Genomic DNA, 25493 nt, shown 5'->3' with positions numbered 1-25493 from the left:
ATGAAGACGGGCAGGACCTGGATGTTCACGCCGCCTTCGTGGAGTTGGGGCAGCCATCGGTCGCGGAAGAAGGAGGCCCATCGGTGGGGCGGCCGCGCGGTGACCGCCATCAGCAGGTCGTTGTGGGTATCCGCGACGACGGCGCGGTGATGTAGATCAGCGGACACGTGCCAACCCTTCGATGCGTGGTTATCGCGACGGTATGACAGGTCGGGGTCAGCGGAATTCGTCAGGTTTACCGAAGAGCGGAAGGTTGTTCGTGCGTCCGGACAGGGAGGCGCGGGCCGTACCGCACGGCCGGACCGGGCGCTACGGCCCCGCGCTTCGTATGATCGACGCAGGTCATCGGGCCCGCCGTATGAGCGGCGGGAGCGGTGCGAGGCGGGGGAGGGGCCGGTGGGAGAACGGGGAGTCCGGGAGATGACCGCGGCGGACGCGGTGGCCGTCGGCGAGGTCGCGCGGGCCGCGCTCACACTGGACGCCCGGGAGGCGCCCCTGCTCGTCGCCAGGCTGCTGCGTCCGCCGAGGCAGCGCAGATGGACGGCGCTGGTGACCGAGGACCTCGACGGGGTGCTGTTCGCCTCGATGTCCGCGACCACCTCCGACGGGCACATCGACCTGCTGGCCGTCGCCCCCGGCGCCGGGAGGCGGGGCAGGGGCAGGGCGCTGGTCGGGGCGGCGGAGGAGTGGCTGCGCGGTCAGGGCGCGACCGAGGCGAGGTTCGCGGGCAACCCGCCCTGCTACGCCTGGCCCGGCGTGGACGTGCGCTACACCCCCGCCGCCTGCCTGGCCGAGCGTCTCGGCTACGAACGGTACGACACCGCCTGGAACATGACCGCCGACCTCACCGGGGACCTGTCCGTCGAGGCCGACCTCGAAAGACTGGCGGCGGCGGGCGTCACCGTGCGCCGGGCCACCCGGCAGGACGCCGGAGCCGTGACCGCCTTCGTCGAAACGCACTGGGGCGGCGACTGGGCCTGGGAGACGGCACAGGCGTCCGGCTGCCACTACGCCTCCCGCGACGGCGAGATCATCGGCTTCGCCGCGTGGGGCACCAGGCCCGCCTGGTTCGGCCCGACGGGCGTCGCGGAGGCCGCCAGAGGACTCGGCGTCGGCCAGGTGCTGCTGCGCCGCTGCCTGGCCGAGCAGCGGGACGCGGGCCTGACCGAGGCGCAGATCTCCTGGGTCGGGCCGCTGCGCTTCTACTCCAGGGCGGTCGGAGCACGCGCAGAACGCGTCTTCTGGCTCTACCGCAGGAAGCTGGGGCGGCCGTGACCGGTGATGCGCCGACCGAGCGGCGCGACCCGCGCTACGACCGGATCGACCGGCTCGGCACCGAGGAGCTCGCCCGGCTGATGAACGCCGCCGACGCGACCGTGCCCGCCGCGGTGGCCGGGGCGATCCCGGCGATCTCCGCGGCGATCGACGCCGTGGTCGCCAGGATGCGCGCGGGAGGCCGTCTGCTCTACGTCGGCGCGGGCACCTCGGGCAGGCTCGCCGTGCTCGACGCCGCCGAGTGCCCGCCGACCTTCGGCACCGACCCCGGACTTGTCCAGGGCGTCATCGCGGGCGGCGAGCCCGCGCTGAGCCGCGCCGTCGAGGGCGCCGAGGACGACGCGGAGGCGGGGACCGGGGCGATCGCGGACCGGCGGGTCGGCGCGCTCGACGCGGTGGTCGGCGTCTCCGCCGGGGGAGGGGCCCCGTTCGTCCTGGCCGCGCTCACCGAGGCGGGCCGCAGGGGCGCCCTGACCGTCGCGCTGACCTGCAACACGGGCACCGCGCTCTCCCGGGCGGCCCGGCACCCGATAGAGGTGGTCGTCGGTCCCGAGGTGGTCGCGGGCTCGACCAGGCTCAGGGCGGGCACCGCGCAGAAGCTGGTCCTCAACATGATCTCCACCATCACGATGGTCAGGCTCGGCCGCACCCACGGCGGCAGCATGGTGGAGATGACGGTGACGAACGCCAAACTCGCCGGCAGGGCGGTGCGGATGGTCGGCGACCTCACCGGCGTGAGCCCGCAGGAGGCCCGCGCCGCGCTGGAGGCGTCCGGATGGCGGGTGAAGACGGCGGTTCTGGTGGCCGAGCGGGGCGTCGGCCCCGGCGAGGCCGACGCCCTGCTGGACCGCCACGGGGGCGACCTCACCGCCGCCCGCGAGGCCTGAGCCCCTGCGTGATCTTCCTCACCGAACATGGGATGATCGGGAAACCGTCGCCCGGCCGTACGCGGGCGCGGACGGGGTCCGGAGCGGATCCCGCGCGTTCCACGGGGTTGATCGGAGAAGAACATGGGCATCGGCCAGGTCGGCGTGTGGCATCCGCTGTTCGGCAGGGGCGAGGCGGCGGCCGTGCGCCGGACGGCGGCGGCGATCGAGGGGCTGGGCTACGGCGCCCTCTGGTTCGGCGAGGCGCCGGGGACCAGGGACGCGTTCGCCACCTCGGGAATCCTGCTGGCGGCGACGGAGCGGGTGGTGGTCGGCACCGGCATCGCCAACATCTGGGTCCGGGACGCGACCGCCATGGCGGCCGGGGCCGTGGCGTACGGCGAGGCCTACCCGGGCAGGTTCGCCCTGGGCATCGGGGTCAGCCACGCCCCCCTGGTCTCCCAGCGGGGACACGACTACGCCCGCCCGCTGGCCGCGATGAGCGCCTACCTCGACGCGATGGACGCCGTGACGGGTGAACTGCCCTTCGTCGCCGAGCCGCCCACCCCCCGCCTGCTGGCCGCGCTGCGGCCCAGGATGCTCGAACTCGCCAGGGACAAGGCCGACGGCGCCCACCCCTACTTCGTGCCGCCGGAGCACACCGTGCTCGCCAGGAAGATCCTCGGGGAGGGCCCCCTGCTCGCCCCCGAGCAGGCCGTGGTCCTGGAGACCGACCCCGCCGAGGCCAGGCGGATCGCCCGTGAGCACATGGCGGGCTATCTCAAGCTGCCCAACTACGTCAACAACCTGCTGCACCTCGGCTACGGCGAGGACGATCTGACCGACGGCGGCAGCGACCGCCTGGTCGACGCGATCGTGGCCTGGGGTGACGTGGAGACCGTCGCCGCGCGGGTCAGGGCGCACCTGGACGCCGGAGCCGACCACGTCGCCCTTCAGCCGCTTCCCGTCGACCTGGACGGCGCGGTCGTCCAGCTCGCCGAACTCGCCCCCGCCCTGGGCGTCCGGCCCGCCGGGTAGGGGTCCCATGTGGCTCCGGTGCCACCGTTCCGTGGCTGAATGATCGTATTTCTTGGAAAACATTCGGTTCAGGGCTGTGAGCTGGGAACAAACCGTGTGAGAGGTCACGCGAAGGGAGTTCCCGCGGGTGGAGGACCCTGATGAGGAACGGGCGCTGCGAGCCCTGGGGACGGCGCTCGACGCGAACGCGCCCGTGATCCGGCATCGGCTCAGGCGTTTCCCCGAGGGCACGCCGTTCCTGCGGCTGCGCCTTCCCGGGGCCAGTGACGCCGCGCTCTTCCTCGACGGGCGCCAGTGGATCTACCTGAGCGAACCGGGACGGGGCGCGCCCGTCACCGAGTTCGCCGCGGGCCAGCTCGACGACGACCCCGAGGTCGTCGTCGAGCGCCTGATGTCGGTGATGGGGCGTTCGCAGGGCCGTACCTGGCGGCCGGGACGCCTGTTGCGGGCCCTGGCGTTCGGGTTCGGCGCCGCGGCGCTGGTCTGCGTGCTGAGCGGACTGATCATGGCGGTCCTGGTCGGGGGGAGCGGTTACGTCTCCGAGGCCTCGACCAGGGGCGTCTACGTTCTGGCGGTCCTGTTCGGCCTGATCGCCGGGGTGTGGGTCGGCGTCCGCCGCTGGCGGCGCCTCCCCTGACCCCGTCCTCTCCGGCGGCTCAGCCGAGCGTCTCCGAGACCAGTTCCCTGGCCGCCTCCTGGACCAGCGCCAGGTGCTCCGGCCCCTTGAACGACTCGGCGTAGATCTTGTAGACGTCCTCGGTGCCCGAGGGGCGGGCGGCGAACCAGGCGCTGTCCGTCGAGACCTTGACACCGCCGAGGGCGGCCCCGTTGCCGGGCGCCGAGGTGAGGATCCCGGTGATCGGCTCCCCGGCGAGCGTCGTGGCGGTCACCCGGTCGGCGGAGAGCCCGGCGAGCACCGTCTTCTGCTCCCTGGTCGCCGGGGCGTCCACCCTGGCGTAGGCCGGGTCGCCGAAGCGGGACACCAGGCCGGCGTAGTGCTCGCTCGGCGAGCGTCCCGTGGTCGCGATGATCTCCGCGGCCAGCAGCGCCAGGATCAGGCCGTCCTTGTCGGTGGTCCACACCGAGCCGTCGCGGCGCAGGAACGACGCCCCGGCGCTCTCCTCGCCTCCGAAGCCGAGGGAGCCGTCGAGCAGCCCGGGGACGAACCACTTGAACCCGACGGGCACCTCGTACAACCGCCTGCCCAGGTCCGCGGCGACGCGGTCGATCATTCCGCTGCTCACCATGGTCTTGCCGACGCCCGCGCCCGCGGGCCAGTGCGGCCGGTGGGAGTACAGGTAGGAGATCGCCACGGCGAGGTAGTGGTTGGGGTTCATCAGGCCGCCGTCCGGGGTGACGACGCCGTGCCGGTCGGCGTCGGCGTCGTTGCCCGTCGAGACGTCGAAGGCGTCCCGGCCCGCGATGAGGGAGGCCATCGCGTACGGCGACGAGCAGTCCATCCGGATCCTGCCGTCCCAGTCCAGCGTCATGAAACGCCAGGTCGGGTCGGTCAGCGGGTTGACCACCGTCAGGTCGAGGCGGTGCCGCTGCGCGATCTCGGCCCAGTAGGCCACGCTCGCCCCGCCCAGCGGGTCGGCGCCGACGCGCACCCCCGCCTCCCTGATCGCGTCGAGGTCGAGCACGGAGGGCAGGTCGTCGACGTAGGCCGCCAGGAAGTCGTGGCGGCCGGTGGTGTCGGCGGCCAGCGCCCTGGCGTAGGGCAGCCGCCTGACCTCCTTCAGCCCGTCGGCGATCAGCGCGTTGGCCCTGTCCTGGATCCACGAGGTGGCGTCGGTGTCCGCGGGGCCGCCGTTGGGCGGGTTGTACTTGAAGCCGCCGTCCGTCGGCGGGTTGTGCGAGGGGGTGACGACCACGCCGTCCGCGGTGCCCGCCGTACCCGACCGGTTGTGGGTGAGGATGGCGTGTGAGACCGCCGGGGTCGGCGTGTAGCCGTCCCGGCTGTCCACCAGGACCCGCACCCCGTTGGCCGCGAAGACCTCAAGCGCCGACACCCGCGCGGGCTCGGAGAGCGCGTGACTGTCCGCACCGAGGAACAACGGGCCGTCGATCCCCCGGGCCGCGCGGTACTCCACGATGGCCTGGCTGGTGGCCAGGATGTGGTCCTCGTTGAAGGCGGCGTTCAGTGACGAGCCGCGGTGGCCCGAGGTGCCGAAGGACACCCGCTGGCCCGCCTCCCCGGGGTCGGGGTGCAGCGCGTAGTAGGCGGTCACCAGGCGGGCCACGTCGACCAGGTCGGACGGCTGGGCCGGCTGCCCCGCGCGATCGTGCGTCATCGTCATCTCCTCATGTCATTTCTGGCAAATGCTTATTTACCCCGACCATGGGAGATGTCGCGTGGCAGGGGCCGTCACCGCAGCCAGGGAGGCGGAGCGGGCAGCGGTCCCGCGGGGCTGACCGTGAGCCCGGCGCCGTCGCTCCTGCCGATCAGCCAGGCGAGCAGCGCCCGGCTCCTGCCGGTCACGAGCGGTCCGGGGCCGAAGTCGTGCCTGATCTCCCCGTCGGTCGCCACGATCCGCATACCGGGAACGTCGCGCCTGGCCGCCAGGTCGGCGACCACCCTGCGGCACTCGTCGGCGGCGAACCAGCCGGGCCAGTCGTCGGGCGTGTAGGCGGTGCCCAGGTCCACGTGATGGATCTCCAGTTCCTGCAGCAGGCTGGAGACCGTCTCGTGCACGGGGCGCCCCGACTCGTCCGGCCAGCGGACCGGGCGGCGCCAGGCGGCCCGGGGATGCTCGCGGATGGCGGTCAGCACCCTGGTGACCGAGGAGCGCAGCCGCTCCATGAGGTCGGCCGCGGGGCCCCTGGCGTCCCGTTCGACCTGTTCGGCCCGGTCGCGCTCTCCGGGGTAGCGCGGGATGGGCAGGCCGGTCCGCGCGGCGACCAGCAGCCTGAAACGGGATTCGGCGCCCGCCGTGAGGTGGGCGACCACGTGTGCCCGGGTCCAGCCGGGCAGTCGTGACGGGGCGCGCAGTTCGGCCTCGGGCAGGCCCGCGGCGTCCTGGAGCAGTCTGTCGGCGCTCTCACGCAGGTACGGCAGGAGCGTGAGCGGCACCCCGTCGGCGATCTCCAGAGTCATGGTTCCCCGCTTGCCGCCGGGTACCTCTGGTGTCACGTCTTCCTCCACATCTCATCGGGGATCAGGCCGATTCCGTCCACCCTCTCTCTCCGGCGTCGTCCGTGACGGCTTTATGCAGCGGTCGTGCACGGAAAAGTCATGATTTACGCCCTGAGCATGGCGGACGGCACCCACCCCGTGACCCCGTGGGCAGGCGTCACCGGCGGTCCTCCCGCGGCCTTCAGACCGGTCAGGCCTGGTCCTCCGCGGGCACGCCGCCCTCGGCGTCGCCCGAACCCTCGGCGAGGCGGGTGCGGAGGCGGTCCCGGATCTCCTCGGGGGTGTAGGCGCGCCGCCGCCGCTCGGCTCTGGCGATCACCACGCCGGTCGCCGCGACGCCCGCCACCCCGGCGAGACCGAGTATCTTCCACCACCGCATATGCCTAGGCTACAGAAATGTCCGGCAAGAGCATCAGCCTCGATGAGGCGGTCGATCTGACCCGTACCGGCGACGTATGGCTGTTCCGCGGCCGTACCGTCCCCGACAGAGCCATTCAGACCATGACGAACAGCCCGGTCAACCATGTCGGAATGTCCGTCGTCATCGACGACATGCCCCCGTTGATGTGGCACGCGGAACTCGGCCGGTCGCTGCCCGACATGTGGTCAGGGACCAACCAGCGCGGAGTCCAGCTGCACGACCTGCGGGACGCGGTCGGCGTCTGGGCCACCCGGTACGGCCAGCGCGCGTGGCTGCGCCAGCTCGAACCGCAGGCCACCAGGGAGATGGAGGACGCGGCGCTGCGCACGGTCGCCCTTCTGGACGGCACGCCGTTCCCCTCGACGGCCAGGCTCGCGGGCCGCTGGATTCGCGGCAGGGTGCCGAGGATCTTCAAGAGGGGCGCCTCGCAGGACGCGCTGGAGAGCGCCTACTGCGCCGAGGTCGTCGCCGTGACCTACGAGGCCATGGGCCTGCTGCCCGCGGACCGCAGGCCCAACTGGTACGACCCGGGACGTTTCTGGAGCGGGGACGACCTCAGGCTCGCCGAGGGCTTCCGGCTCGGCGGGGAGATCCGGGTGAACACCGGAGTCGCGCGGCGGAGATGACCGCATTTAGAGAATGATCTCCTGATTATTCGTGATCTACAGGCTTAAGCGTGCTCTGTAGGGGTGTGTCAGGTTTCTGTGACTATTGGAGGTACATGGGAGATATGTAGTCAAGATTCACTCAGTGGGGCATTTGTCGCGAAAGGAGGGGGCATTGATCTACGACAGAGCGATGAGGCATCGGGACCCGTCCGGTGGGCCCGGGCGGCCCATCCGTCCAACCAAGGAGATCAACGTGAAGTCCTCTCTTCTCGCAGCCGCTCTCGCCGCGGTGGCCCTGGCGGCCCTCCCGGTGGCCGCCCAGGCGAGCGCCGCCGGTTCCGTCCTCACCTTCACACCCGCGCCGGAACCGGAACCGTCCGAGATGGTTCCCGTCGAGCCCTCGGGCGCTCCTTCCGAGGGCCCGTCCGAAGGCGCCTCCGAAGGTCCCTCCGAGGGAGCCGCGGCCGTGCCCTTCGGGCCGGGCTGCAGGAAGCTCCCCGAGACCGGTCCGGGCAGCCCGGTCGAGATCGCCAAGGAGAAGGTCGCGACCGCCGTCGAGCAGAGCCCTCTGCTGTCCCAGCTCGCCGAGGCCCTCAAGAAGTCGGAGCTGGTCGAGCAGCTGAACTCCTCCGAGGGCGTCACGGTGTTCGCGCCGACCAACGAGGCGTTCTCCGCGCTGCCGCAGGACGTCAAGGACAAGCTCAAGGCTGACCCCGCCCAGCTCAAGAAGGTCCTCACCTACCACGTCGTCTCCGGCAAGGTGAAGCCCTCGGAGCTGCAGAGCGGCTCGCTTGAGACGCTTGAGGGCGGCAAGCTCACCGTGAAGCAGGAGAACGGGGAGTACACGGTCAACGACGCCAAGGTCGTCTGCGGCAACCTGCCCACGGCGAACGCCGTCATCTACCTCATCGACAAGGTGCTCACCCCGCCGCAGTGACCGGCGGCCGTACGGCTGAGGGGCATCCGCCGCCGGTGCCCCTCACCGGGCTGTCCGGGTCTTTCAGGTGGTGGGTTTGCGGCCGACGCCGCCGACCGCCCACGTCCTGTCCGGTCCCCGTGTGGTGAGCGGATTGTCCGGGCGCCAGTGGCGCAGGTGGACGAGGCCGGGATCGACCAGGTCCAGCCCGTCGAAGAAGCGCAGCACCTGTCCCCGGGTGCGCCTGGTGTCCTCGCTCCTGCCCAGGGCCCGCTGGTAGACGGCGACGATCGGCCCCGCGACCTCGGGACGGGTGTCGAAGACCACGTGGGCGAGGACGAGGTGGCTTCCCGGGGCGAGCGAGTCACGCAGCAGCGCCACGCTCTTGAAGGGGTCGTCCTCGTCCGGGGTGAACTGCAGCGTGTGCGGGATCAGCGCGGCCACGGGGCGGCCCGGATCGATCAGGCACCGCAGGTCGGGATCGGCGAGCACCTCCTCCGGCCTGAGCGCGTCCCCCATGACGACGGCGGTCCTGGGGTCGGTCGCCAGCAGCGCCCTGGCGTGGGAGAGCACGACCGGGTCGTCGGCGACGTAGACCACGCGGGCGCCGGGCAACCGGGACTGGGCGACCTCGTGGACGTTGCGTCGCGTGGGAAGCCCGGCGCCCAGCACGAGGAACTGGTCCACGCCCTGCCCGGTGAGGTAGCCGACCGCGCGGGCGATGAAGGCCTGCCGCTCCCTGGCCATCGTCCTGATCTCCGGGGCCACGGCCAGTACCTGTTCCGCGGCCCTGCGGTCGGCGGCGAAGTTGTCCTTGCCGCCGAGGAAGTAGTCGTTCATCCGCGCGGCGTTCGGCACGCTCGTGTCCAGAGCCGCCGGGAACCGCCTGACCGAGTCGCTCATGCGTCACCTCCCCGGTTGCCTGTGAGACTAAGGAATCAGGCCGTCCATTGGTAGACGCCTACTCCCTGGCAATGGAGAAAAGTGATAACTATTCAGTATTTATCGCATGGCATTCGTGATTTGACGCACTTAAAGGGTGTTTTCGGATATGCCACACCGACGTCCGGGTCCGCCGGGGCCGATGTCAGTGGCAGGGCTCCAGGCGCCGTCCCTCTCCCGAGGGGAGGGCGAAGGCGGCCCACACGGCCTTGCCGCGGCTGGCCAGCGGGGCCCAGCCCCAGGTCTGGCTGATCCCCTGGATCACCTGAAGCCCTCGCCCGCTCTCGGCCTCGTAGTCGGGCTCGCGCAGGCTCGGGCCCTGGTCGCTGGGGTCGGTGACCGCGCACAGCACCGTGTTCTCCGTGCAGCAGAGGATCACCCGGACCTCCTGCACCCGGTGGGTGCCGACCACCCCGCGGACGCCGTGCCGTACGGCGTTGGTGACCAGTTCGGAGACGACCACGCCGGTGTCGTCGATGAGCGGGTCGAGCTGCCAGGCGCGCAGGGCGGTCGAGGTGAACTCCCTGGCGGTCCTGGCCGCGTAGGGGTCGTGAAGAAGGCTGCGGGCGGCCATCTGGAGATGGGCCGACTGACCTTCGCCCTCCGTCCACGGCGGCAGGCCGCTCGGCGGGAGCACGTGATCAAGCATTGACAACCACCGTTCCCACCCACCGATCTCTGTCCGGATGGATGTGGCTTGATGTCTTTGGCGAGCAGTCATCTGCGACCTTGGGGAGGCGTGGCGATCGCGTTGCGAGGGCAATCCGTCTAGTCATCTTGCACGGCGTGATGTGCATAGGCAAGTACAGATGCACGTGCATCTGCACAAAGAAGTATGATCGTACGAGAGTTTCCCTCCCTGGACAGGTGAGAGGCGAGGATGAGTCAGTTGCACAACGGCATGTCGGCGGCCCTGCTGGACGGAGTCGTCTGGCGCAAGAGCCGGTTCAGCAATCCCAGCGGCAACTGTGTTGAGCTGGCCGTACTTCCAGGCGGCGGGGTGGCGATCCGCAACTCGCGCGATCCCCTCGGGCCCGCCCTGATCTACACCTCCCGGGAACTCGGCGCCTTCGTCCGGGGGATCAAGGGAGGCGACTTCGACGACCTGATCGCCGCGGCCGACTGAAAGAACAAAATTCTGGGTGGCCGGGAGGGCTTGACGGGGGTACCGTGAAGGCTCGCGATCGCCACAAAGAGTGGGCGGGGGCTCGCGTTCCGCGCTTGAAGGACTACCAGATGATCACACCTCACGCAGAGGGCGAGCCGGTCCCTCCGACCTCGATGGCCGTGCCGCGAGGCAGCTCGACGGTGCTCAGGATCGTGCTCGGTGCCCAGCTCCGCCGCCTGCGCGAGGAGCGCCACATCACCCTGGAGGCGGCCGGGCGGACCATCCGCGCCTCGCACTCCAAGGTCAGCCGCATGGAGCTGGGCAGGGTCAGCTTCCGTGTGAGAGACGTCGCCGACCTGCTCACCCTGTACGGCGTGACCGCCCCCGACGAGCGCCAGGCGCTGCTCGGCCTGGTCGAGCGGGCCAACGTGGCCGGGTGGTGGCACAACTACAACGACGTCCTGCCCTCCTGGTTCGAGACGTACGTCGGCCTTGAGGAGTCGGCCTCCGTCATCCGTAACTACGAGGTCCAGTTCGTGCCCGGCCTGCTGCAGACCGAGGACTACGCCAGGGCGGTCGTCCTGCTCGGCTACCCCAGCGCCTCGGAGGACGAGGTCGAGCGGCGCGTACGGCTGCGCATGGCGCGCCAGCGCATCCTGCACGCCCAGGATCCGCCCCGCCTGTGGGCCGTGGTCGACGAGGCGGTGCTGCGCCGTCCCCTCGGCGGCCCCGAGGTGATGCGCGGCCAGATCGACCACATCCTGAACTCGCTCGAACTGCCCAACGTGACCGTCCAGATCGTGCCGTTCAGCGTGGGCGGTCACGCCGCGGCGGGCGGGCCCTTCAGCATCCTGCGCTTCTCCCAGCCCGACCTGCCCGACGTGGTCTACATGGAGCAGCTCACCAGCGCGGTCTACCTGGAGAAGCGCGACGACGTCGACAGCTATCTGGAGGTCATGGAGCGCCTGTGCATCGAGGCCGAACCGGTCGGGCGCACCAGGCAACTGCTCCTCGAACTCCGCGAAGGGTTGTAACACACGGCGCGGGGTCGCAACCGCGCGCGCCCCGCCGTACGAACATGGTCGAGTGAAGTGCCTTGTCACCGGTGCGACCGGATACGTCGGCGGGCGGCTCGTGCCCGAACTGCTGGAGGCGGGTCACGAGGTGCGCTGCATGGCGCGCTCGGCGGCCCGGCTGCGTGACCACCCGTGGGCGGGCCGGGTCGAGACGGTCCAGGCCGACGCCACGGACGAGGAGAGCACGGCCAGGGCCCTCGACGGCGTCGAGGTCGCCTACTACCTCATCCACGCCATGGGCGGGGGCAGGGACTTCGCCGCCTCCGACCGCCGCGCCGCCACGGTCTTCGCCTCCGCCGCCGCGCGGGCCGGGGTGCGCCGCGTCGTCTACCTCGGCGGGCTGACCTCCGAGAGCGGGCCGATTCCCGAGGGAGGGCCGATTCCCGAGGACGGGCCGGCCTCCGGGCGTGAGCCGGCGCCCGGGCAGGGGCTGTCGCCGCACATGCGCTCCCGCGCCGAGGTCGGGCGCATCCTCCTCGACGCCCCGGTGCCCGCCGTGGTGCTGCGGGCGGCGGTCGTCATCGGCTCCGGCTCGGTGTCGTTCGAGATGCTGCGCTACCTCACCGAGCGGCTGCCGGTGATGACGACGCCGAGCTGGGTGCGGACCAGGACGCAGCCCATCGCGATCCGTGACGTCCTGCGCTACCTCGTGGGATGGGCGTCGGTCGAGGAGGAGGTGAACCGCTCCTTCGACATCGGTGGCCCGGACGTGCTCACCTACGCCGACATGATGCGCGTCTACGCCCGCGTCGCCGGGCTGCCCCGCCGCGTCATCATCCCGGTGCCGCTGCTCAGCCCCGGCCTGTCGAGCCACTGGGTGGGGCTGGTCACCCCCGTCCCCGCGGGCATCGCCAGGCCCCTGGTCGAGTCGCTGCGCAACGAGACCGTCTGCCGCGAGCACGACATCGCCCGTCACATCCCCGACCCGCCCGAAGGGCTCGTCGGCTTCGGTGACTCCGTCGCGCTCGCCCTGCGGCGGATCAGGGAGGCGAAGGTCACCACCCGCTGGTCCTCGGCCTCGACGCCGGGCGCGCCGAGCGACCCGCTGCCGACCGACCCCGACTGGGCGGGCGGCAGCCTCTACACCGACCGGCGGGCCCGCCGTGTCCGGGCGTCGCCGGAGGCCCTCTGGGCGGTGATCGAGTCGGTCGGCGGGGAGAGCGGCTGGTACTCCCTGCCGGTCGCCTGGCGCGCCCGCGGTTTCCTCGACCGTCTCGTCGGCGGGGTCGGGCTGCGCCGGGGCCGCCGCGACCCACGGCACCTGCGCGTCGGCGACGCGGTCGACTTCTGGCGGGTCGAGGAGGTCGAGCCGGGACGGCTGCTGCGGCTGCGGGCGGAGATGCGCCTGCCCGGCCTGGCCTGGCTCGAACTCGGCGTCGGCCGCGCCGGGGAGGAGACCGTGTACCTGCAGCGGGCGATCTTCCACCCCCACGGGCTGGCCGGTCACCTCTACTGGCACGCCCTGTCGCCCTTCCACGGCCTGATCTTCGGCAGGATGCCGCGCAACGTCGCCGCCGCGGCGCGACGCGAGGCGCGCGAATGGCGAAGAAGTCCGGTGGGAACCGGGTCGGGAAACGATTCCAGCGGGCACAACCGGCAGGACATCGTTTCCAGCTGAACCACAGGAGGGGCCCCGACCATGGCCAAGATCCTGCTCGTCACCGGCGACGCCGCGGAGGACCTGGAGGTCTTCTATCCCTACCAGCGTCTGCAGGAGGAGGGCTACGAGGTGACGATCGCCGCCCCGGGCGTCAAGCGGCTGCAGTTCGTCGTGCACGACTTCGTCGAGGGCTTCGACACCTACACCGAGAAGCCGGGCCACACCTGGACGGCCGACGCGGCCTTCGCCGACGTCGACCCGCAGGAGTACGCCGCCCTGGTGGTGCCCGGCGGCAGGGCGCCCGAGTACATCCGCTCCGACGCCGACCTCCAGCGGATCGTCAGGCACTTCGACGAGGCGGGTAAGCCGATCGCGGCGCTCTGCCACGGCCCGCTCGTGCTGGCCGCGGCCGGGGTCCTGCGGGGACGGTCGAGCAGCGCCTACCCCGCCTGCGCGGCCGACGTCGAGGTAGCGGGAGGCACCTGGGTCGACAGCGCCGCGCACATCGACGGCAACCTGGTCACCGGGCGCGCCTGGCCGGACCACCCGGCCTGGATGCGGGAGTTCGTGAAGATCCTCAGGGTCGAGGCGCCGATCTGACCGTCGCACGGGACCGCCCCCGTGCGACCGCCGTACGGGGGCAGGTTCTCTTTCCGCTTCCTTCGCGGGAAAAACCTCAAGAGATATCCCTTCAGGGGTTCTTCCGGGGATGTTGAGAAATATGTCAGGCATCCCGAATTATCTTTGCGAAATCTCCGATTGTCGTTTTCTCCCGCCCAGGTAGCCCCGCCGTACGGTCGTTAGGACAGGGATGACGTCCGGCGCGAGGGGAGAGAACCGGTCGTGGACCAGACGCCTTTGGCCCGTGCCCAGGACGCGTTCGCGCGCCGGGTCGAGCCTGCCCTCGCGCTGGCGGAGGACGCGGGCCGGGTGGCCGGGGCCTGCCACGCCATGGCGGAACGCTTCCACGGCGGAGGCAGGCTCGTCGTCTTCGGCAGCGGGGAGGCCGCGACCGACGCCCAGCACATCGCCGTCGAGTTCGTCCACCCGGTGATCGTGGGCAAACGCGCCCTGCCTGCCTTCTCCCTGACGAACGACGTGGCGACCATCACCGGCATCACCGCGGTCGCGGGGGCCGAGGAGGTCTTCGCCCACCAGCTCCGCCACCTGGCCGTCCCCGGCGACATGGCACTCGGCGTGTCCGCGACCGGGAACTGCGCCGACGTGCTCAGGGCGCTGGAGACCGCCAGGGCCCTCGGCCTGCTCACGCTGGCGCTGGTCGGCGGGGACGGCGGGGCGATCCGGGAGAGCGGTGCGGCCGACCACGTGCTCGCCGCCCGCTCCCACGACCCCCGGGTGGTCAAGGAGACGCACGTCACGATGTACCACGTCCTGTGGGAGCTGGTGCACGTGTTCCTCGAACAGCCCGGCGTGCTCGCCCCGAGGGTGGTCGCGTGACCGGCCGGGAGCGGGCGGACGGCACGGCGGACGGCACGGCGGGCGGCGCTGCCGGGGGCCGGACCCCGCCTGAGCCGTGCCACGAGGAGGTGTGCCTGACCTGCTCCGACGAGGCGGTGCCGGCCAGGGTGGTACGGCTGCTCGACGCGGGCCTGGCCGTGGCGGAGGCCGGGCGGGGCGCCGGGCGGGAAACGGTGGAGATCAGCGTCGCCCTGGTCGACGCCCAGGTCGGCGACGTCGTGCTCGTGCACGCCAGGGAGGCCATCGCCGTACTCAGGGGAGTGGACACATGAGCGCGCCGGACACCTCGGTCGAGTCGCTGTACCCGTTCCTCTACGCGGGCCCGACGGACCTGGAGGCCGTGCTGGCGGCGGTGCGCCGCTCGACGGAGGAGAAGGCCGGTGAGATCGTCGCCCTGCGCCGGGAGGTGCTCGACCGCGACGGCGCCGGGATCGCCGCCTGCGCCGAGGCCCTGGCCGAGGCCTTCGCCGGCGGCGCGAGACTGTTCGCCTTCGGCAACGGAGGCAGCGCGACCGACGCGCAGGACGTGGCCGCCCTGTTCCTCGGTCCCGGATTCCTGCCGGACGTCGGGGCCACGAAACCGCTGCCCGCCTTCGCCCTCACCGGGGACGTCGCGGTGATGACGGCGCTGTCGAACGACGTCGGCTTCGAGGTCGTGTTCGCCCGCCAGCTCGCCGCCTCGGGACGCGCCGGGGACATCGCGTTCGGGCTCTCGACGAGCGGCAACTCACGCAACCTCGTCGCCGCCTTCGAGGAGGCGGACCGGCGGGGGATGACCACGGTGGGACTGGCGGGCTACGACGGCGGTCAGATGGCCGAGCTCGGCACCGTCGACCACCTGTTCGTGGTGCCGTCGAGCTCGGTGCACCGCATCCAGGAGGCCCAGACGACCATCTACCACGTGCTGTGGGAGCTCACCCAGCACGCGCTCTCCCGGCACGGGACTCCGGCCGGGAGCGGCTCAGGCTGACAAGCACTCGTCCGACGGCGGGCAGGAGCCCGCGAAGGTGGTGAGGCGCATGACCACGCAGAGCGGGTCGAAGGCGACCAACGCGGAGACAACACAAGAGCCGGTCGTTCACATTCTGTGGATCAATGCGGGCCTGAGCTGCGACGGCGACTCGGTCTCGCTGACCGCGGCGACCCAGCCGAGCATCGAGGAGATCGTGCTCGGCGCGCTGCCCGGCCTGCCGAAGGTCGCGGTGCACTGGCCGCTGATCGACTTCGAGTCCGGCCCCGTGCAGGGGGCGGACGTGTTCATCGACTGGTTCTTCAAGGCCGAACGGGGCGAACTCGACCCGTTCGTACTGGTGGTCGAGGGCTCCATCCCCAACGAGGGGATCAAGCAGGAGGGTTACTGGTGCGGTTTCGGCAACGACCCGGAGACCGGGCAGCCGATGACGACGAGCCAGTGGCTCGACCGGCTGGCTCCGAAGGCCACCGCGGTGCTGGCCGCCGGCACGTGCGCCACCTACGGCGGAGTCCACGCCATGGAGGGCAACCCGACCGGCGCCATGGGGGTCGCCGACTACCTGGGCTGGGACTGGCGCTCCAAGGCGGGGCTGCCGATCGTGAACGTGCCGGGCTGCCCGGTCCAGCCGGACAACCTGTCCGAGACGATCGTGTACCTGCTCTACCAGGTCGCGGGCCAGGCCCCGATGATCCCGCTGGACGAGGCCCTGCGGCCGACCTGGCTGTTCGGGGCCACCGTGCACGAGGGATGCGACCGGGCGGGCTACTACGAACAGGGGCAGTTCGCGACCGAGCACGGCTCGCCACGATGCCTGGTGAAGATCGGGTGCTGGGGGCCGGTCGTCAAGTGCAACGTGCCCAAGCGCGGCTGGCTGAACGGGGTCGGCGGCTGCCCGAACGTGGGCGGCATCTGCATCGCCTGCACGATGCCGGGCTTCCCCGACAAGTTCATGCCGTTCATGGACGAGCCGCCGGGGGCGCTCATCTCCTCGACGGCCAGTGCCGCCTACGGCGGGGTGATCCGCAGGCTGCGCGCCATCACCCTCAAGACGGCGGACAAGGAACCGAAGTGGCGCAGGCGGGGGCACGAACTGCTGACCGGCTACCGGGCGCCCTGGTGAACGGCACCGGGGTGACCGGCCCGCGATGTCCGGCAGGACACGGGCGTAACGAACACGGCGAGGGCAGGCCCGCGCGCACGCGGGCGGGACGGGGCTGACATGACGACGACACCGCACCAGGGCGGCGCGAAACCCGGGAAATCCGCGGCGGGACCGGGTCCGGGGGACAGCGAACTGGTGGAGATGGCCTGGGACCCGATCACCAGGATCGTGGGCAGCCTGGGCATCTACGCCAAGGTCGACTTCAAGCAACGCCGGGTCGCCGAGTGCTACAGCACCTCGTCGATCTTCCGCGGCTACAGCATCTTCATGAAGGGCAAGGACCCCAGGGACGCGCACTTCATCACCAGCAGGATCTGCGGGATCTGCGGCGACAACCACGCCACCTGCTCGGTCTACGCGCAGAACATGGCCTACGGCATCCGCCCGCCCGCGCTGGGGGAGTGGATCGTCAACCTCGGCGAGGCCGCCGAGTACATGTTCGACCACAACATCTACCAGGAGAACCTGGTGGGGGTCGACTACTGCGAGAAGATGATCGCCGAGACCAACCCCGGCGTGCTGGCGACGGCCGAACGCACCGAGGCCCCGCACGCGGGCGAGCACGGCTACGCCACGATCGCCGACATCATGCGCTCGCTCAACCCGCTCGAAGGGGAGTTCTACCGCGAGGCGCTGCAGATGAGCAGGCTGACCAGGGAGATGTTCTGCCTGATGGAGGGCAGGCACGTACACCCCTCGACGCTGTACCCCGGCGGGGTCGGCACGGTGGCAACCGTGCAGCTGTTCACCGACTACCTGTCGCGGCTCATGCGGTACGTGGAGTTCATGAAGAAGGTCGTGCCGATGCACGACGACCTGTTCGACTTCTTCTACACGGCGCTGCCCGGCTACGAGGAGGTCGGCAGGCGCCGGGTCCTGCTGGGCTGCTGGGGCAGCTTCCAGGACCCCGGCTACTGCGACTACGACTACCGCACGATGAGCGACTGGGGACGGCGGGCCTTCGTCACCCCGGGCGTCGTGGTCGACGGCAGGCTGCTGACCACCGACCTGGTGGACATCAACCTGGGCATCAGGATCCTGCTGGGCAGCTCCTTCTACGACGACTGGGAGGGGCAGGAGAAGTTCGTCACCCACGACCCGCTGGGCAACCCGGTCGACGCCCGCCATCCGTGGAACCAGCACACCATCCCGCACCCGCAGAAACGGGACTTCGCCGACAAGTACAGCTGGGTGATGTCGCCGCGCTGGCACGACGGGGAGAACCTGCTGGCCCTGGACACCGGCGGCGGCCCCATCGCCAGGCTGTGGGCCACGGCGCTCGCCGGGCTCGTCGACATCGGCTACGTCAAGGCCACCGGGCACAGCGTGCAGATCAACCTGCCCAAGAGCGCGACGAAGCCGGAGAGGAGCTTCGAGTGGAGGATCCCCGAGCACAACGGGCAGCCGCTGTCGAACGCCCTTGAACGCAACCGGGCGCGCACCTACTTCCAGGCCTACGCCGCGGCCTGCGCGCTGTACTTCGTCGAGCAGGGGCTGGCGGAGGTGCGCGCGGGCCGCAGCGACACCTGGACGCCGTTCACGGTGCCCGAGGAGGCGGTCAGCTGCGGCTTCACCGAGGCGGTCCGCGGGGTGCTCTCGCACCACATGGTGATCCGCGACGGGAAGATCGCCAACTACCACCCGTATCCGCCGACGCCGTGGAACGCCAGCGTGCGCGACAGCCACGGCACGCCGGGGCCGTACGAGGACGCCGTGCAGAACACGCCGATCTTCGAGGAGAACCCGCCCGAGCGCTTCAAGGGCATCGACATCATGAGGGCGGTGCGCAGCTTCGACCCCTGCCTGCCGTGCGGGGTCCACATGTACCTCGGCGGCGGTGGCGAGTTGCGCAGGCTGCACACCCCGCACGCGTTCGGCGCCTGAGACGGGGGCGGGCGGATGTCGGAGACCACCGGCGCGCAGGCGACGGGTGAGCGGGTCGAGGAGCTGCTGGCCGAACTGGCCGCGCTCGGCGACCCCCTCGCCCGCGCCAGGGCCGAGGAACTGGTGCGGGCGCTGGTCGGCCTGTACGGCGCGGGTCTCGAACGCGTCATGGAGATCGTGACGGAGGAGGAGGCCGCGGGGGTGCTGCGCCGGGTGACCTGCGACCCCCTGCTGTGCGGGCTGCTGGCGGTGCACGACCTGCACCCGCTGGACACCGGCGAGCGGGTACGGCTCGCCCTTGAGGAGGTCAGGCCCCACCTGGGCGGCCACTCGGGGGACGTGGAACTCGTCTCCGTCGAGGAGGACACCGGCGTGGTACGGCTGCGCCTGCGCGGCGCCTGCGACGGCTGCCCCTCCTCCAGGATCACGGTGCGGCACGCGATCGAGCGGGCGGTGACCGGGGCGGCCCCCGAGGTGGTCCGCGTCGAGGTCGAGGGCATGGTCGAGGTCGCGGCCGAGGGCGCAGCCGGGGACGGCTCGCTGCTGCAGATAGGCACCAGGCCGCCTCCCGGGCCGTGCCCGGTCCCGGAACCGGGAGCACAGCCGGGCGCGCGGTCAGGGGCGGGGACGGTGGCGCGGTGAGCACGGGACTGCGGCGCTTCAGGGAGCCGGCCGTCCCCGGGCCGCCGGTAAGCCCGGGGGCGCGGTGCTGCGAGCTGTGCGCCGAACCGATCGGCGAACGGCACGCCCACGTGGTGGACGTCGGCGGCCGCGCCCTGATGTGCGCCTGCCGCGGCTGCCACCTGCTCTTCACCACCGAGGGGGCGGCCATGGGCAGGTTCCTCGCGGTGCCGGGCCGTCACCTGTACGCACCCCGCCTCGCCCTGTCGGAGGCCGACTGGCAGGAGCTGCGGATCCCCGTGCGGATGGCGTTCTTCTTCCGCAACTCGGCACTCGGCCGTACGGTCGCCCTCTATCCGAGCCCCGGAGGGGCGACCGAGTCCGAACTGCCCGCGGAGACCTGGGAACGGGTCCTGGCGGCCAACCCCGCCCTCGCCGGCGTCAGGCCGGACGTCGAGGCGCTGCTCGTCGACCGGGGGCCGGACGGCTTCGCGGGCCATCTGGTGCCGATCGACGCCTGCTACGAGCTGGTCGGCCTGGTCAGGACCCTGTGGAAGGGCTTCGGCGGCGGGCAGGAGGCGTGGGAGGCCATCGACTCCTTCTTCACGGACCTGCGTGAACGCGGCCGGGTCGTCGGTGGGCCCGCCGGTGAAGGGGGCGGGGACCGTGACTGACCTCGGCTTCTCCTGCCTGGACGCCCGTCCCGACCCCTTCGCGGCCGCCCCGACGCTGCTCTTCCGGCTGCGCCTGACCGAGCCGGACGGCGGCAGGGTGCAGGCCGCCGTGCTGCGCTGCCAGATCCGCGTCGAGCCGCGCCGCCGCCGCCACACGCCGCAGGAGGCCGAACTGCTTGGCGACCTGTTCGGCGACCCCTCCCGCTGGGGCACCACGCTCACGGCGCTGCAGTTCGCCAACGTCTCGGCCACGGTGCCCGGCTTCACCGGCGAGACCGAGATCGACCTGCCGGTGCCCGTCACCTACGACCTGGAGGTCGCGGCGGCCAGGTACTTCGCGGCCCTCGACGACGGCGAGATCCCGCTGATCCTGCTGTTCAGCGGCACCGTGTTCACCCGCACCCCGCAGGGCCTGTCCGCCGGGCAGGTGCCCTGGGACCGGGAGGCGCGCCACCGGCTGCCGGTGGCCGTGTGGCGTGAGCTGATGGACCGCCACTTCCCCGGGCAGGGGTGGCTGCGGCTCGACCGGGAGACCCTGCGCGAGCTCGGCCGCTTCAAGTCCGCCAGGGCGCTGACCACCTGGGACGAGACCGTGCGGGCGCTGCTCGCGCAGACGAGGGAGGCCGCCGGATGAGCACCCCGATGGAGACCGCCCGGCAGGTCGCCGACACCGTGCTGTACGAGGGCTACCTGCTCTACCCCTACCGGGCGTCGGCCGCGAAGAACCGGACACGCTGGCAGTTCGGGGTGCTCGTGCCGCCCGGCTACACCGCGACCGCCGAACCGTCCCGCTGCCAGACCGAGTGTCTCCTCCAGGCGGGAGAGGAGGCGACGGTCCACGTCAGGCTGCGCTTCCTGCACCTGGTCGCCAGGACCGTCGAACGGCTCGAAGCCGACGGCGCCCACCGGCCGGTCCCCTCCCTGCGGATCGGCGAGGAGACCCACCTGAGCTTCGACGAGGCCGTCGAGCGGGAGTGCGAGGCCGTCCTGCCGCTGGCGGAGCTGCTCGGGGCCGGGCGGACCCTGGAGGCGGGCTTTCCCGGGGGCCGTACGGCCGAGCCGCTCCTGGCCTCCTCGGGGCGGGCCGCAGGCCGTGTCGTGCGCGAGCACCTGCCGGTCGAGGTGGTGGTGCGGATCGGCGCCGAACGGCTCGCCGGGCCGTACGGGCCGGTCAGGCTGCGGGTGTGGGTGGAGAACACCTGCGACTGGGAGCCGGGGCCGGAGGCGGGCCGTGACGACGCGCTGCGCAGGTCGCCGATCGCCGCCCACACGCTGCTCGCGGTCACGGGCGGGGAGTTCCTGTCCCTGCTCGACCCGCCGGAATGGGCGGGAGAGGCGGCGCGCGCCTGCCGGAACCTGCACACCTGGCCGGTGCTCGTCGGCGAGCCGGGACGGCGCGACGCCGTGCTCTCGGCGCCGATCATCCTGTACGACCACCCGGCCGTCGCCCCGGAGAGCCCCGGCGACCTCTTCGACGCCACCGAGATCGACGAGATCCTCAGCCTCAGGACGATGACCCTGACCGAGGAGGAGAAGCGGGAGGCGAGGGCCACCGACCCGCGGGCCGCCCGCATCGTCGAGCGGACCGGGGACATGCCGGGCGAGATGCTCGAACGGCTGCACGGCGCCATCCGCTACCTGCGCTCCTGCGGGCCGGAGCCCGTACGGCAGGAACAGGGGAGACAGCCGGTGCCGTGGTGGGACCCCGGCGCGGACACCTCGGTCTCCCCGGGGAGCGACGGCGTCGTCGTCGCGGGGGTGACCCTCGCCCGGGGCAGCAGGGTCCGGCTGCTGCCCGGCGGGGGCGCCTGCCCGGGGGCGCCCGGCGGGCGCCGCGCGGACGCCCACGACATGTTCCTGACCGGGCGGGCCGCGACGGTCGAGGCCGTCCTGCTCGACGTGGACGGCGTCCACCACCTGGCCGTGACCCTGGAGGACGACCCGGGAGCCGACCTGCAACGCGCCCAGGGCCGCTTCCTGTACTTCTCGCCGGACGAGGTCGAGCCGCTCGACGGCGCCCCGGCGGAGAGGGAGGGCCGATGAGCGGCGGGATCCTGGTGGCGGGCGTCGGCAACGTCTTCTTCGGCGACGACGGGTTCGGCGTCGAGGTGGTCAGGCTGCTCGGCGAGCAGGGGCCGCCGGAGGGCGCCGTGGTGGCCGACTTCGGCATCCGCGGCGTCCACCTGGCCTACGAGCTGCTGGCCGGGTACGACGGCCTGATCCTCCTCGACGCCGTCCCCAGGGGGGAGCGGCCGGGGACGCTGTCGGTCATCGAACCCGGCATCGACCGGGGGGCCCGGGACGAGACGCCGCTCCTCATGGGGGCGCTCGGCGACTCCCACGGCATGACGCCGGACGCGCTGTTCGCGCTGTTCGGCCCGCTCGGCGTCACCACCGAGCCGGTCCTGCTCGTCGGCTGCGAGCCCGCCGACACCTCGCCGGGCATGGGACTCAGCGAACCGGTCGCCCACGCGGTCCCCGTGGCCGCGGGGCTCGTCCGGGAGCTGGTCGCGGAACAGGTCGCGGCGTCAGGCGCCGCGCGTATCGAGAGGGGAAGGACATGATCGGGAAAGTGCTGCTGCTGACGGCCGCCGCGGGGGTGGCGGTCGTGATCGCCGTCTCCCTGCCCGACATCCTGCGCTACAAGCGGATGAGGGAGATGTGACCGGCCGGTACGGCCCCGCGCGGGCCACCCGGGGTGAAGGACCGACACGAGAGGCGGCGGGGCCGTGCACGAGTTCGGAATAGCCGAGGCGGTGCTCGACGCGGTCGAGCGAAGGGCCCGGGGACGCAAGGTGGCGCGCCTGCGCGTGCGGGCCGGGGCGATGCTGCGGATCACCGGGCCCGCGTTCGACCAGGCGTTCTCCCTGGTCGCGCCGGGCAGCGTGGCGGAGGGCGCCACGGCGGACCTGGTCGTGGTGCCCGCCAGGCTCACCTGCCGCTCCTGCGGCGAGGACCGGGAGACCTACGACGCGCTGGCCGTGTGCGGTGGCTGCGCGAGCACCGACGTCGACCTGCTGGGCGGCGACGAGCTGACCCTCGAATCCATCGAGCTTGAGGAGGTGGTGAGCCATGTGTCTGGGGATTCCGGGGGAGATCGTGGAGATCCTGGCGGATCACACTGACCTCGCGAGGGTCGACGTGAGCGGGGTACGGCGGGCGATCAACGTCGGCCTGCTCGAAGGCGAGGAGCTCAGGCCGGGCGACTGGATCCTCATCCACGTCGGCTTCGCCCTCTCGAAGATCGACGAGGACGAGGCGAAGGCCGCGATGGAGTTCCTGGAGAGCATCGGCCAGGCGTACGACGACGAACTCGCCGCACTCAAGGAGTCCTCGCTGGACCCCTTCGATCCGATCGGCCGGGGTGAGGTGTGATGCGTTTCGTCGACGAGTACCGTGACGCGGAGAAGGCGCGGGCCCTCGCCGCGAAGATCGCGAACCTGTGCGAACCGGGGCGGCGCTACAAGTTCATGGAGGTCTGCGGCGGCCACACGCACACCATCTACAAGCACGGGCTTGAGGACCACCTGCCGGAGAACATCACCCTGGTGCACGGCCCCGGCTGCCCGGTCTGCGTCATCCCGATGGGACGGGTCGACGACGCCATCCACATCGCCGAGCGGCCAGATGTGATCATGACCTCCTTCGGCGACATGATGCGGGTCCCCGGCGGGCGGGGCTCGTTCTTCGACTCCATGGCCCAGGGCGCCGAGATCCGCATGGTCTACTCACCGCTGGACGCCCTCAAGATCGCCCGGCAGAACCCGGACAGACGTGTCGTCTTCATGGCGATCGGCTTCGAGACCACGGCTCCCTCGACCGCCATGACGGTCATGCGCGCCGAGGCCGAGCGGATCACCAACTTCTCCGTCTTCTGCAACCACGTGACGATCATCCCCGCGATCAAGGCCATCCTGGACTCCCCGGACCTGCGCCTTGACGGGTTCATCGGCCCCGGCCACGTCTCGACGGTCATCGGCTGCGGGCCGTACGAGTTCATCGCCCGTGACTACGGCAAACCGCTCGTCGTCGCGGGGTTCGAGCCGCTCGACCTCCTGCAGTCGATCTACATGCTGCTGCTGCAACTGGCCGAGGGGCGCTCCGAGGTGGAGAACCAGTACGCCCGCGTCGTGCCGTGGGAGGGCAACCCCAGGGCGCTCGCCGCCGTCAACCAGGTGATGCGGCTGCGGCCCTACTTCGAGTGGCGCGGCCTGGGGTTCATCTCCCACTCCGCGCTCGGCATGCGGGAACGCTACGCCGTCCACGACGCGGAACAGATCTTCGGCATCCCCGGCGTCCGGGTGGCCGACCCCAAGGCCTGCCAGTGCGGCGAGGTGCTCAAGGGCGTGCTCAAACCGTGGGAGTGCAAGGTGTTCGGCACCGCCTGCACCCCGGAGACCCCGATCGGCACCTGCATGGTCTCCTCGGAGGGGGCCTGCGCGGCCTACTACAACTTCGGCCGTTTCTCCCGGGAACGGGTGCGGGAGGCGACACGGTGACCGGCGCCGAGGGAACCGCGGCCTGGGCCGAGGCCCTGGTCCGCGAACACGAGAACCAGACCGTACGGCCGGGCCGCGAGGAACAGGTCCTCGAACGCGTCGACCGGGCACGCCGCCGCAAGGCCACGGTGCGGGAGGAACACATCACCATGGCCCACGGGGCGGGGGGCAAGGCGACCCAGTCCCTGGTCGAGGCGGTCTTCCTTGAGTCCTTCCGCAACCCGTTGCTCGAACCGCTCGAGGACGGCGCCGTGTTCGACGCCGGCACCCAGCGCCTGGCCCTGACCACCGACTCCTACGTCGTCTCCCCGTTGTTCTTCCCCGGGGGGAACATCGGCGACCTCGCGGTCAACGGGACCGTCAACGACCTGGCGATGTGCGGCGCCCGCCCGCTGTACCTCTCGGCGGGCTTCATCCTGGAGGAGGGGTTCCCCGTCGGCGACCTCAGGCGCGTCGTCGCGTCGATGGCCGAGGCGGCGCAGGCGGCCGGGGTCCGGATCGTCACCGGCGACACCAAGGTGGTGCAGCGCGGCAAGGCCGACGGGTGCTACGTCAACACGGCCGGGGTCGGGCTGCTCGACCGGCCCGGCGCCCTGGGTGTGGCGGGGGCGCGACCCGGCGACGCCGTCATCGTCTCCGGGCCGGTCGGCGAGCACGGCGTCACCATCATGCTCGCCCGGGGCGAACTGGACATCGAGGCCGACCTGGTCTCCGACACGGCGCCGCTGAACGGGCCGGCCGCCGCGCTCCTTGACGCCTGCCCCGGCGCCGTGCGCTGCATGCGCGACGCGACCAGGGGCGGGGTCGCCACGATCCTGAACGAGATCGCGCGGGCCTCCGGCGTCGCCGTGGTCGTCGAGGAGGACGCGGTCCCGGTACGGCGGGCCGTACGCGGCGCGTGCGAACTGCTCGGCATCGACCCGCTCTACGTGGCCTGCGAGGGACGTCTGGTCGCCGTGGTCGACGGCGCGGTGGCGGACGCCGCGCTGGCGGCCCTGCGCGCGCACCCCCTCGGCGAGGGCGCCGCGCTCGTCGGCCGCGTCGGGCAGGACCCGCCGGGGCTGGTGCTGCTGAAGACCGGTTTCGGCGGCACCCGCATCGTGGACCTGCTGGTCGGCGACCCGCTGCCCCGCATCTGCTGAGGGAGCCCGCCCACAGCCGCCCACAGACGTGCCCAGGCACCCACGGACGCCCGGGCCAGCGCCGGACGTCGCG

Annotated in this window: 30 protein-coding genes; 25 read left to right on the top strand and 5 right to left on the bottom strand. The window is 71.8% G+C overall.

Translation table 11 applies throughout. The annotated features are described in order from the left end of the window. Nucleotides 1-396 precede the first annotated feature (396 nt). The 4 genes from ABT340_RS41890 (at nt 397) to ABT340_RS41875 (ending at nt 3816) form a co-directional block, all read left to right on the top strand. Nucleotides 397-1275 (top strand): GNAT family N-acetyltransferase, encoded by an 879-nt coding sequence (locus ABT340_RS41890; RefSeq protein ID WP_352016524.1) that lies wholly within the window; start codon nt 397-399, stop codon nt 1273-1275. Continuing rightward, entirely contained in the window at nt 1272-2162 is an 891-nt protein-coding gene (gene murQ, locus ABT340_RS41885) for an N-acetylmuramic acid 6-phosphate etherase (protein WP_352016523.1), read from the top strand. Before ABT340_RS41890 ends, murQ begins: the two co-directional genes overlap by 4 nt. 123 nt (nt 2163-2285) lie before the next feature. Then, a complete protein-coding gene (locus tag ABT340_RS41880; RefSeq protein WP_352016522.1) occupies nt 2286-3179 on the top strand; it encodes an LLM class F420-dependent oxidoreductase in 894 nt (297 codons plus the stop codon). A 127-nt stretch (nt 3180-3306) separates the two neighbouring features. After that, nucleotides 3307-3816, top strand: a complete 510-nt coding sequence (locus ABT340_RS41875; protein ID WP_352016521.1) for a hypothetical protein — start codon at nt 3307-3309, stop codon at nt 3814-3816. 19 nt (nt 3817-3835) lie between these two features. Here ABT340_RS41875 and pgm read toward each other — a convergent pair whose 3' ends face one another. From pgm to ABT340_RS41860, 3 genes are all read right to left on the bottom strand, one after another. After that, nucleotides 3836-5473, bottom strand: coding sequence for a phosphoglucomutase (alpha-D-glucose-1,6-bisphosphate-dependent) (gene pgm / locus ABT340_RS41870; protein ID WP_352016520.1), 1638 nt, complete (start codon nt 5471-5473; stop codon nt 3836-3838). Nucleotides 5474-5547: 74 nt separating this feature from the next. After that, nucleotides 5548-6312: a maleylpyruvate isomerase family mycothiol-dependent enzyme gene (locus ABT340_RS41865; protein ID WP_352016519.1), complete on the bottom strand. Its 765-nt coding sequence runs from the start codon at nt 6310-6312 to the stop codon at nt 5548-5550. A gap of 193 nt (nt 6313-6505) precedes the next feature. Then, nucleotides 6506-6694: a hypothetical protein gene (locus ABT340_RS41860; RefSeq protein WP_352016518.1), complete on the bottom strand. Its 189-nt coding sequence runs from the start codon at nt 6692-6694 to the stop codon at nt 6506-6508. Nucleotides 6695-6711: 17 nt separating this feature from the next. Between ABT340_RS41860 and ABT340_RS41855 the strand changes: the two genes are divergently transcribed. Together ABT340_RS41855 and ABT340_RS41850 are read left to right on the top strand one after the other, a co-directional pair. Further along, nucleotides 6712-7362, top strand: a complete 651-nt coding sequence (locus ABT340_RS41855) for a hypothetical protein (RefSeq protein ID WP_352016517.1) — start codon at nt 6712-6714, stop codon at nt 7360-7362. Nucleotides 7363-7597: 235 nt separating this feature from the next. After that, entirely contained in the window at nt 7598-8281 is a 684-nt protein-coding gene (locus ABT340_RS41850) for a fasciclin domain-containing protein (protein ID WP_352016516.1), read from the top strand. 63 nt (nt 8282-8344) lie between these two features. Here the strand turns inward: ABT340_RS41850 and ABT340_RS41845 are convergent, their stop codons facing one another. Together ABT340_RS41845 and ABT340_RS41840 are read right to left on the bottom strand one after the other, a co-directional pair. After that, nucleotides 8345-9163, bottom strand: coding sequence for an SAM-dependent methyltransferase (locus ABT340_RS41845; protein WP_352016515.1), 819 nt, complete (start codon nt 9161-9163; stop codon nt 8345-8347). Nucleotides 9164-9347: 184 nt separating this feature from the next. Beyond that, nucleotides 9348-9851: an ATP-binding protein gene (locus tag ABT340_RS41840; RefSeq protein ID WP_352016514.1), complete on the bottom strand. Its 504-nt coding sequence runs from the start codon at nt 9849-9851 to the stop codon at nt 9348-9350. 231 nt (nt 9852-10082) lie between these two features. Here ABT340_RS41840 and ABT340_RS41835 point away from each other — a divergent pair, with 231 nt between their 5' ends. The 19 genes from ABT340_RS41835 to hypE all read left to right on the top strand — a co-directional run bounded on the left by ABT340_RS41835 (nt 10083) and on the right by hypE (nt 25420). Next, complete coding sequence (locus ABT340_RS41835; protein WP_352016513.1) at nt 10083-10328, top strand: DUF397 domain-containing protein; 246 nt, start codon at nt 10083-10085, stop codon at nt 10326-10328. A gap of 110 nt (nt 10329-10438) precedes the next feature. Further along, nucleotides 10439-11344 (top strand): Sco1979 family transcriptional regulator, encoded by a 906-nt coding sequence (locus tag ABT340_RS41830; RefSeq protein WP_352016512.1) that lies wholly within the window; start codon nt 10439-10441, stop codon nt 11342-11344. Nucleotides 11345-11396: 52 nt separating this feature from the next. Continuing rightward, entirely contained in the window at nt 11397-13004 is a 1608-nt protein-coding gene (locus ABT340_RS41825) for an SDR family oxidoreductase (protein WP_352016511.1), read from the top strand. A 21-nt stretch (nt 13005-13025) separates the two neighbouring features. Continuing rightward, nucleotides 13026-13586, top strand: coding sequence for a DJ-1/PfpI family protein (locus ABT340_RS41820; protein ID WP_352016510.1), 561 nt, complete (start codon nt 13026-13028; stop codon nt 13584-13586). A 243-nt stretch (nt 13587-13829) separates the two neighbouring features. Then, nucleotides 13830-14444: a D-sedoheptulose-7-phosphate isomerase gene (locus ABT340_RS41815; RefSeq protein WP_352016509.1), complete on the top strand. Its 615-nt coding sequence runs from the start codon at nt 13830-13832 to the stop codon at nt 14442-14444. Beyond that, nucleotides 14441-14737 carry a HypC/HybG/HupF family hydrogenase formation chaperone gene (locus ABT340_RS41810; RefSeq protein ID WP_352016508.1) on the top strand — a complete coding sequence of 99 codons (297 nt, stop codon included), beginning with the start codon at nt 14441-14443 and terminating at the stop codon, nt 14735-14737. The genes ABT340_RS41815 and ABT340_RS41810 overlap by 4 nt, the downstream gene beginning before the upstream one ends. Further along, on the top strand, nt 14734-15435 hold the full coding sequence (locus tag ABT340_RS41805) for a D-sedoheptulose-7-phosphate isomerase (protein WP_352016507.1): 702 nt from the start codon (nt 14734-14736) through the stop codon (nt 15433-15435). The genes ABT340_RS41810 and ABT340_RS41805 overlap by 4 nt, the downstream gene beginning before the upstream one ends. Before the next feature lie 49 nt (nt 15436-15484). Then, nucleotides 15485-16558, top strand: coding sequence for an NADH-quinone oxidoreductase subunit B family protein (locus ABT340_RS41800; protein WP_352016506.1), 1074 nt, complete (start codon nt 15485-15487; stop codon nt 16556-16558). A 99-nt stretch (nt 16559-16657) separates the two neighbouring features. Then, a complete protein-coding gene (locus ABT340_RS41795) occupies nt 16658-18484 on the top strand; it encodes a nickel-dependent hydrogenase large subunit (RefSeq protein WP_352016505.1) in 1827 nt (608 codons plus the stop codon). 15 nt (nt 18485-18499) lie between these two features. Continuing rightward, nucleotides 18500-19126 carry a NifU family protein gene (locus tag ABT340_RS41790; protein ID WP_352016504.1) on the top strand — a complete coding sequence of 209 codons (627 nt, stop codon included), beginning with the start codon at nt 18500-18502 and terminating at the stop codon, nt 19124-19126. Then, on the top strand, nt 19123-19779 hold the full coding sequence (locus ABT340_RS41785) for a DUF5947 family protein (protein WP_352016503.1): 657 nt from the start codon (nt 19123-19125) through the stop codon (nt 19777-19779). Before ABT340_RS41790 ends, ABT340_RS41785 begins: the two co-directional genes overlap by 4 nt. Further along, nucleotides 19772-20413 (top strand): DUF6084 family protein, encoded by a 642-nt coding sequence (locus tag ABT340_RS41780; protein ID WP_352016502.1) that lies wholly within the window; start codon nt 19772-19774, stop codon nt 20411-20413. Before ABT340_RS41785 ends, ABT340_RS41780 begins: the two co-directional genes overlap by 8 nt. Continuing rightward, complete coding sequence (locus ABT340_RS41775; protein ID WP_352016501.1) at nt 20410-21822, top strand: hypothetical protein; 1413 nt, start codon at nt 20410-20412, stop codon at nt 21820-21822. Before ABT340_RS41780 ends, ABT340_RS41775 begins: the two co-directional genes overlap by 4 nt. Next, entirely contained in the window at nt 21819-22343 is a 525-nt protein-coding gene (locus ABT340_RS41770) for a hydrogenase maturation protease (protein WP_352016500.1), read from the top strand. The genes ABT340_RS41775 and ABT340_RS41770 overlap by 4 nt, the downstream gene beginning before the upstream one ends. Further along, the gene (locus ABT340_RS42575) at nt 22340-22444 is read left to right on the top strand and encodes a DUF6893 family small protein (protein ID WP_386196579.1); all 105 of its coding nucleotides are present in this window, start codon (nt 22340-22342) and stop codon (nt 22442-22444) included. Before ABT340_RS41770 ends, ABT340_RS42575 begins: the two co-directional genes overlap by 4 nt. Before the next feature lie 64 nt (nt 22445-22508). Next, nucleotides 22509-22904 (top strand): hydrogenase maturation nickel metallochaperone HypA/HybF, encoded by a 396-nt coding sequence (locus ABT340_RS41765; protein WP_352016499.1) that lies wholly within the window; start codon nt 22509-22511, stop codon nt 22902-22904. Then, complete coding sequence (locus tag ABT340_RS41760; protein ID WP_352016498.1) at nt 22879-23154, top strand: HypC/HybG/HupF family hydrogenase formation chaperone; 276 nt, start codon at nt 22879-22881, stop codon at nt 23152-23154. The genes ABT340_RS41765 and ABT340_RS41760 overlap by 26 nt, the downstream gene beginning before the upstream one ends. Further along, the gene (gene hypD, locus ABT340_RS41755) at nt 23154-24278 is read left to right on the top strand and encodes a hydrogenase formation protein HypD (protein ID WP_352016497.1); all 1125 of its coding nucleotides are present in this window, start codon (nt 23154-23156) and stop codon (nt 24276-24278) included. The genes ABT340_RS41760 and hypD overlap by 1 nt, the downstream gene beginning before the upstream one ends. Beyond that, nucleotides 24275-25420, top strand: a complete 1146-nt coding sequence (gene hypE / locus ABT340_RS41750; RefSeq protein ID WP_352016496.1) for a hydrogenase expression/formation protein HypE — start codon at nt 24275-24277, stop codon at nt 25418-25420. The genes hypD and hypE overlap by 4 nt, the downstream gene beginning before the upstream one ends. Nucleotides 25421-25493: the final 73 nt, after the last annotated feature.

The sequence above is a fragment of the Streptosporangium sp. NPDC000239 genome, from assembly GCF_040300765.1.
GTDB lineage: Bacteria > Actinomycetota > Actinomycetes > Streptosporangiales > Streptosporangiaceae > Streptosporangium.
The sequence above is the reverse complement of the archived record's forward strand: the minus strand, read 5'-3'. Positions and strand labels throughout refer to the sequence as shown.